At 64.9% G+C, this 8,477-nt stretch carries 2 protein-coding genes; both read right to left on the bottom strand.

The features are described 5' to 3' along the window. The coding region (locus F4V43_RS18480) for a fatty acyl-AMP ligase (protein ID WP_150459749.1) at positions 1-1,882 on the bottom strand (1,882 nt) is incomplete at its 3' end. A gap of 14 nt (positions 1,883-1,896) precedes the next feature. After that, a partial coding sequence (locus F4V43_RS18475) for an SDR family NAD(P)-dependent oxidoreductase (protein WP_150459748.1) occupies positions 1,897-8,477 on the bottom strand: 6,581 nt, incomplete at its 5' end.

Below are 8,477 nucleotides of genomic sequence, written 5' to 3'. Positions count from 1 at the left end.
TCAGCTCGGCGGTCAGCCAGCGTTCGATGGCTGCCGGGGCGGGGCCATTCCCGTTCTCCGCTTCGCTCCGGCCGGTTTCGCCTCCGGGTCTGCCCGCGGCCGGAGCTGCCGGAATTCCCATTCCGGCAGCGGCTTCGGCTTGTTCAGAGCCAGAGGTCTCCTCACCTTCGCGCCACTGAGCGACGACGGTAAGCTGGTCCTCCAGAAACTCGGCGCGGGCGGCGCGGCGCTGGATTTTGCCGCTTGAGGTCTTGGGCAGAGAGCTCTGGCGGATGAGAACGACGGCGTAAGGCGAGACGTCATACTCCTGAAAGACGGCGCGGCGAATCGAGGCCATGGCCTCGCCGGTGTCCTTCGTATGCCGGGCTACTTCCTGGACCACCACCAGCCGCTCCTGCCCGGCAATCTCCACCGTAAAGGCGGCGGAGGCGCCGGGCAGAAGAGCGGGATGGCTGCGTTCGCTGACCAGTTCCAGATCCTGCGGGTAGAGGTTGCGCCCGCGGATCAGAATGAGATCCTTGATCCGGCCGGTCACGAACAGCCGGCCTTCATTGAGGAAGCCGAGATCGCCGGTGCGCAGGAACGGCCCGTCGCCGGAGCCGGCGAGGGTCGCCTGAAAGACCTCGGCGGTGACTTCGGGCCTGCGCCAGTAGCCCAGCGCCACGGAAGGACCGGACAGCCAGATTTCGCCGACGGTGCCGTCCGGGCACACTTCCCGCGTGTCCGGATGAACGATGGCCATGCGGGTGCGGTCTGCTACGGGACCACAGCTGACGAGCTCGGCGGCGGAGGCTTCGTCGGCCGGTTCCAGCAGCTCGTGGCGTTCCAGCGCGGCGCGGTCGGCGCTTCGCAGCTCGGGAACGCCGCTGTGGCCGGCGGCGAGCAGCGTAGCTTCGGCCAGTCCGTAGCAGGGAGCGGCCGCCTCGGGCCGGAATCCGGCGGGGGCGAACCGCTCGGCGAAGGCGGCAAGCGTGGAGGCGCGGACCGGCTCGGAGCCGTTGGCGGCGACGCGAAGGGAGGAGAGGTCCAGGGAAGCCGCGGCCTCGTCCGTGATTTTGTGCGCGCAGAGTTCATAGCCGAAGTTCGGAGCAGCCGTGAAGGTGCCCCGGTAGCGGGAGATCGCCTCCAGCCAGAGGATTGGGCGCTGGATGAAAGACACCGGGGCCATGAGCACGATGGAGGTTCCCAGGTAGAAGGCGGTCAGGATCATGCCGATCAGTCCCATATCATGGAACGCCGGCAGCCAGGATACAATGCGGTCATTCTCCGAGAGGTTCCACTGGGAACAGATCATATCGCAGTTGCAGAGCAGATTGTAATGGCTGACCATGACGCCCTTGGGCTGGCCGGTCGAACCGGACGTGTACTGCAGAAAAGCCAGGGTGTCGCCGGTCAGCGGCACCGGGCGGAAGGCATCTTCCTGCGGCAGACCGCCGCGGTCGGTGGCTCGCCAAGCCAGCCCGGCCAGCCGGGGATGCTCGTCCAGCCCGCGGGAGACGCGTCCGAGAATATCCCCGGTGGTCAGCACGGCGCAGGCGTCGGCGTCGGCGACGATGGCCTGGAGACGGAGCAGATGCCGGTTCTGCTTGGGCGGATAGGCGGGGACGGCTACGACGCCGGCATAAAGGCAGCCGAAGAAGGCGGCGATGAAGTCGAGTCCCGGCGGATAGAGCAGCAGGACCCGGTCCCCGGGAGAAGCAATCTCCTGGACCAGGGCGGCGACAGAGCGGCTGGCGCGGTCCAATTCGCCGTAGCTTAACCGCCCCGTCTCTGTGCCGTCGCCCGCAAGGAAGAAACAGGCGGGATGATCGGCATGCCGGAGTGCTTGAAGGCCTACAACTTCCGCGAACGTAGAGGGTTCCCGGGAATGGTCGATGGTCATGGTAAGGGCAACTCCTATTCTTTGAGAGTAGAGGCGGATAACCGCCGGATAGGCCGTGTGGGATCGACCGTCATTTCATTCAGCAGGTTCGAGAAATCGCCGATCATGCGCCGGATCGTCCGCTCGTCGTACAGATCGCTGTTGTACTGCATCAGAATTCCCAGCCGTTCGTCCACCTCGGACATCATGAGAGCCAGGTCCCACATCGCGCCCTGCCATTGCAGCGGATACGATTCAAAAGTCAGCGAACCGGAGTTCATGAGCAGGCCGGGAAGGTTCAGCGCGAATGCGTCCAGCATGCCGGTGCGGTCCGTCTGCGCCTGCTGCCAGGTAAAGCTGGCCTGGAACAGCGGGGCGCGCGCCGGGTCGCGTTTCAGGCGGAGAAGCTGGACCAGCCGAGAGAACGGGAGCTCCTGATACTGGAGCGCTTCATTCACGCGGACATGGGCCGCATCGAGCGCATCATGGTACGTCATCCCCGGAGTGAACGTGCCGCGTATCGCCAGCATGTTGACAAAATAGCCGATCAGGCCTGCCAGATAAGCCTGATTGCGTCCCGCCACGGCGGTGCCGACGACCAGGTCCTCCTGACCGGTATACTGATGGAGCAGAGTCTGCCAGGCTCCGAGCAGCAGGGCATACAGCGTGGTTCCCCGCTCTTCCGCCAGCGCTTTGACCCGGATACTGAGGGCGGGATCCAGCACTTCCGAGCAGGAGGCCCCGGTAAAAGTCTGTACGGGCGGACGGGGGCGGTCGGTTGCAAGCCGCAGCACCGGGTCTGCTCCTTCCAGCGTCGCCGTCCAGTACGCGATAGACTCGGTGAACTCCGTCCCGGAGGCGCAGGCCCGCAAATAGGCGGCATACGGACCGGAGACGGGAGACGGAGCCGGCGGCAGACCGCTGAGCTCGGCTTCGTACAGTTCAAACAGTTCTTTGAAGAAAATCCAGAACGACCAGCCGTCCATAATGATGTGATGGAAGACCATCAGCATAATATGATCTTCCGGCGAGCGGCTGAACAGGCATGCCCGCATCAGCGGCCCTGCGGCAAGGTCGAAAGGCCGGTTGGTCTCCTCTCTCAGACAGTTCTCGATTTCGGCTTCGCTCCAGCCCGATACATCCTCCGCCCGGAAGCTTAACGGGGCTTCGCTTGCGATGCGCTGCACCGGTTCTTTGCGCTCGGTTACAAAAGTAGTCCGCAGCGCCGGGTGCCGGCGGATCATTCCCTGAAGAGCACGGATCAGAGATTCCGGCTCCAGCGGACCGGGAATCCGGACCGCCTTAGGGATATGATAGGCGGCGCTTCCCGGAGAGAACTGATGCATGAACCAGAGCGAGAGCTGATTCGCAGTCAGCGGATGGCTACGGCCGGTCAGCTCGGCTTCGGCCGCTTCCTCCGATAGGGCGGGATCTTCCCGAACCGCGCCGTTTCCTTTTGGCAGTTCCGCGGCGATTCGGGCGGCCAGTTGACTGATGCCTTCCCCTTGCAGCAGAGCGGAGACAGGCAGAGAGACGCCGGTGTGATGCTCAATCCAGTTCTTCAATTCAATTGCCATTAGAGAATCCATCCCGAGACTGACGAGCGGCCGGGAGGAATGAAGCCGCTCCGGAGCGGTCCGCAGAATCCGGGCAACGGTTCCCCGAAGCTCGGCAGCCAGAAGGGCGGCGGCTTCATCTGCGGGGGCGGCAAGAAGCGTGCTTCTCAAGTGTCCGGCTGAAGCCGAACTTCCATGGCCGCTCTGTCCCGGCGTGAGCAGCAGATCATGCAGGAGGGGCCAGGGGCCCGGATGGCTCTCCGCTGCCTTCGGCCAATCGGCCTCCAGAGACAGAGCGTGAGCCGGACCGGATGCCAGCAGCCGCTGAAGAGCGGCGAGTCCTGTCTCGGGTTCGAGGGACAGGATCCCTTGACCGGAGAGGCGTCCGCCCCGGTCCGGCCGGGCGGCTCCGCCTACCTTGGCCCACGGCCCCCAGCCGATCGAGAGCGCCGGAAGTCCGCGGCGGCGCCGGGCCGAAGCCAAGGCGTCCAGATAGAAGTTGGCGGCCGCATAATTGGCCTGGCCGGGCGAACCCAGCGCCGAAGCGGCCGAAGAATACATAATGAAGAAATCGAGATCTTTATCCCGGCTGAGCCGGTCGAGATTCCAGGCGGCGGCGGTCTTGGGCCGGAGCACATCGGAGAATTGACTCCAGTCCAGGTTGGCGAGCAAGCCGTCCGACAGCACCGCAGCCGCATGGACAATTCCGCGCAGCGGGGGAAGCTCGGCCTCCATCTGGTCAAAGAGAGTCTGCATCCGTTCCCCGTCTGCGGCGTCGGCCTGAACGGACAGACAGCGCACGCCTTGTTCAGTCCAGCGCTCCATCGCCTGAATCGTCTCAGAGCCTGCCGACCGGCGGCCGGTCAGAACCAGGAACCGGGCGCCTTGCTGAACCAGCCAGTCTGCGGTCAGCAGTCCCAGACCGGTATTCCCGCCGGTAATCAGGTAAGAGCCGTCTTGGCGAACCGGGGATTTACCCGGATTCGGGTGAAGACGGACAGGCGCGCCGCCGAATTCAACGATGATTTTGCCGATATGTCTGGATGCTGTCATATAACGGAAGGCCTCATCTGCCCGGCTTGCCGGGAACGGAGTTGCGGGAAGCGGGGTCAGACGCCCTTGGCGGAACAGTTCCATGAGATCTTCCAGCATACGCCCGAGAAGCTCCGGCTGCTCGTCGCAGATGTAATAGAGCAGAATCGAGGCGTAGGTCAACGAGCGCTGGAACGGCAGCAGTCCGAGCCGGTGATTGTTGTAGATATCGGACACGCCAATCTCCAGGAAACGTCCGCCCAGCCGCAGCAGTTCCAGACTCTTCTCAATGGCTTCTCCCGCAAGGGAGTTCAGCACGACATCGATTCCTTCTCCCCGGGTGTCCCGGCGGATTTCCCGTGCAAAATCCAGAGTCCGGGAAGGGTAGACATGCTCTACGCCCAAGCTGCGCAGATAGTCGCGTTTCTCCGGAGTTCCGGCCGTCGCGAAGATTTCGGCTCCGGCCAGCTGCGACAATTGCAGGGCGGCCAAGCCGACGCCGCCGGAAGCGGAGTGAATAAGCACTCGGTCCCCCGGCTGAAGCCGGCCGATATGATACAGGGAATAGTAAGCCGTCAGAAAAGCGGCGGGAATGCCCGCAGCGTCAGCGAAGCTCATCTGCCCGGGTTTGCGGACAGTCAACAGAGCGGAGGCAATGACCCGCGAGCCCAGACTCCACGGGGCCAGTGCCACGACTTCGTCGCCTTCCCGGAAATTCTCGACTCCCGGTCCTACGGCTTCGACGATTCCGGAGCATTCCCAGCCGGGAACGTCCTTGCGGTCCGGGATGGGAAGCAGGTCCAGTGCGTTCAGAACGTCTGTGAAATTCAATCCCGACGCGCGGACGCGGATGGCAAGTTCGCCGGGACCCGGCTCGCGGCGCGGCATTTCCTGAAGCTGGAGATGATCGAAGCTGCCTCTTTGGGCGATTTTCAGATAAAAATCGTCCTCTCCGGCATCGGCCGCTGCCAGCGAATCCGGCGAGAAAGCTTCCGGCTGCCAGCGGACCAGCCTGGAGACCAGCCGCTGCCGGTTCCGATACGCAATGCGATTCTCGGAACCGCCGGCAAGAAGTTCCTGGGCGAGCCAAACGCCCGCACCTTCTAGATCTTCTTCCGGGTCCAGGTCCAACAGAACACAAGACAGAGCGGGAAGCTCCAGCGCGGCCGTGGCCCCCATTCCCCAGAGCGATGCCTGAAGCGGATTCGGAACGGCGCTGCCTGCATCGCAGCCGCCGCGGGTTGCAATCCAGAGCCGCAGAGCTGCCGGATCCGCATTCAGGCAGCGCACCAGCTCCAGGACCGATTGGAGCAGGAACTGTTCTTGAGCGATTCGCTTCTCTCCGTCGGTGAAGTCGGCTTCAGCTTCCGTTCCCCACAGATGCACGACCCCTGCCAAATCGCTGCCGCTGTGCCACCGTACCTGCTCCAGCAGCCGGGCATAATGCGCGGGATCGGCAGGGTTGATCCGATAACGATTGTTCCCCTCTTCGGCATAGTCTTCTCCGGGAAAAGCCAGATGGCAGATGTCCCCGCGCGACAACAATTCCCGGGCGGCAAGCTCCGCAATGCCAGGCCGGTCGGCGAGCAGCAGCCAGTGAACTGGCTGCTTTCGCGGAGAAGGCGCAAGTGCCGGCGAAGGCTGCCAATCCAGCCGGTACAGACAGTCGTCTGCAGCAGAGCCGGCTGCCAAAGCGAGACGCCGTACGCGAAGGCCTTCGGCGACGGCGACAAGCCGTCCATCCTCCGCACAGATTCGTACAGTACCGGCAGCTTCTTCGCCGGCCTGCTCTTCCAGCACGGCATAACTCCACAGAATGCCGTCATCCGGCGACTCCAGCAGAGTGAAGCGGTCCACTCCGACAGGTAAATACAATCCCTCTTCTTCTTGAAGGGTTCCGCCCATAGCCTGAAACGCGCTGTCCAGCAGCGCCGGATGAACGGCGTGCCGTTCAGCATTCGCCGCCCCCCGGGGAAGACGGATGGAGGCAAGCGCTTCCCGGTCGCCTCCGGCTAGCTGCTCCATGCCGCGGAACAGGGGCCCGTATTCTCCGCCTGCGAGACGGAGACGATCGTAGTGCTCCGCCACATCAAGCATTCGGTGATTCAGACGCTCCAGCACGGTGTCCGGCTGAAGAAGTTCCGGCGCAGATTCGGCTTCTGCGTCATGCTCGGAGCCGGTCTGACGGTATTCAATCGTTCCGTCCGCATGGGTCGTCCATTTCGCCTGCGGTTCGTCGGCGGGACGGCTGACAATCTCAAAAGAAGACTGGCCGTAGGACGGCGCAGAGACCAGCACCTGCACCCGTCTGGATTGCCCTTCCGGCAGAAGGAGCGCCTCCCGGAACCGGACGCCGGTGAGCTCGATCTTCGCCTGGTCCTGAATGCTGCGGCCGGCGGCGACGGCTATATCTAAGTAACCGGCAGCCGGGAATAACGGAATGCCTTTGGCGCAGTGATCCTGAAGGTACGGATGCCGGGCAGTATTCAGCACACTCTCCCAGACCCAATGACCCGTTGCGGCAAACACGGTGCCGCTCTCCAGATGGGGATGCCGCTCCTCCGCAGTTCCCTGCGGCAATAAGGAGGACCAATCGGTCTCATTAACGCCGGACAGCTCGAACCAGTGGCGCTGCCGCTGCCACGGATAGAGGGGCAGCGACAATACCGGCCCGGCCGGGTAAAAGCTGCTCCAGAGCGGTTCCAATCCGGCGGCGTACAGCTCGCCGAGGCCTTCGAGCAGGACGGAAGCGTCCTCCTCGCCCCGGCGAAGCGAGGACAGCAGCAGCGGCTCCCGTTCCTCCGGGAAGTCGGCTTCTTCGCTGGAAGCAGGAGCCTCAAGCGAAGCCTGAACTTCACGGGAAGCAGAGGTATTACGAGAAGGAAGGTTTCCGCGAGAAGCAGCGCCACCGCGAGAAGCCAGGTCCTCACCGGAAGCAGAGCCACCGCGAAAAGCCAGGTCTTTGCCGGAAGTAAAGCCACCGGGAGAAGCCAGGTCCTCGCCGGAAGCAGAGTCACCGCGAGAAGCCAGGTCCTCCGGCGCTTCGCCGGCAGCTGGGCTCTGGGAGGCAGGCTCCATGCCGCTGCCTTCCGGCTCGGCGGTCGCATCGCGCAGCGCCGACGACAGCACCGGATGCGGCCCGATCTCCAGATAGGCGCCGATTCCTTCGCGGCGCAGCGCCCGGACCGCTTCGAGGAAGCGCACCGGCTGGCGGAGCTGCCGGGCCCAGTAAGCGGCGCCCAGCTCGGAGCCGCCTAGAAAAGCGCCGTCCGCAGTCGAGAAGAACGGCACCGCCGCCTCCTGCGGACGGATTCCCGCCAGCGCCTGCTCTAGCTCGGCGGCAACCGGCGCGGTCAGCGGGCAGTGGCCGGGCGTGCGGGCCTGGACGAACCGCACGGGAACGCCGCGCCGCTTGAGCGTCGGGACCCAGGCCTCCATCGCCGCCGCTTCGCCGGAGAAGATGACCGCGCGCGGACTGTTGACCGCGGCGACGTAGATGCCGCCGCCGGCTTCGGCGGCCAGCTCGGCCGCCGCCCCGGGGGAGACGACGGCCGCGGCCATGCGTCCCTGGCCCTGAAGGCGGCGCAGCAGCCGGGTGCGGTGCAGCAGCACGCAGGCGGCATCCTCCAGCGAGAGGATGCCGGCGGCATGGGCCGCGGCGACTTCGCCCATGCTGTGGCCGCAGACCGCAGCGGGGACGCAGCCCCATGAGCGCCAGAGCGCGGCGAGTCCGGCCTGGACGGCGAAGACGGCCAGCTGCGCGTCGGCGTCGTCGGCGTCGGCCGGATTGCCGGAATCGGGCGCAGGCTGAAAATGCGTGCGCAGCGAAGGCAGCGCAGGGTCAAGCGTATGGAACAGCGTCTCGCAGCGGTCGATGACGGCGGCGAAGACGGGGAAGTCCAGACAGCCGGCGGCCATGCCGAGCCAGTAGCCGCCGTGGCCGGAGAAGACCCAGGCGGTACGCAGCGGACGGGCGGGGGCGGCGTCGGGGTGAAGCGCTCCGGCTGCCCGTTCGTCCAGCGCCTCGC

The sequence above is a fragment of the Paenibacillus spiritus genome, from assembly GCF_008710135.1.
Taxonomy (GTDB): domain Bacteria; phylum Bacillota; class Bacilli; order Paenibacillales; family Paenibacillaceae; genus Paenibacillus_AQ; species Paenibacillus_AQ glufosinatiresistens.
The sequence above is the reverse complement of the archived record's forward strand: the minus strand, read 5'-3'. Positions and strand labels throughout refer to the sequence as shown.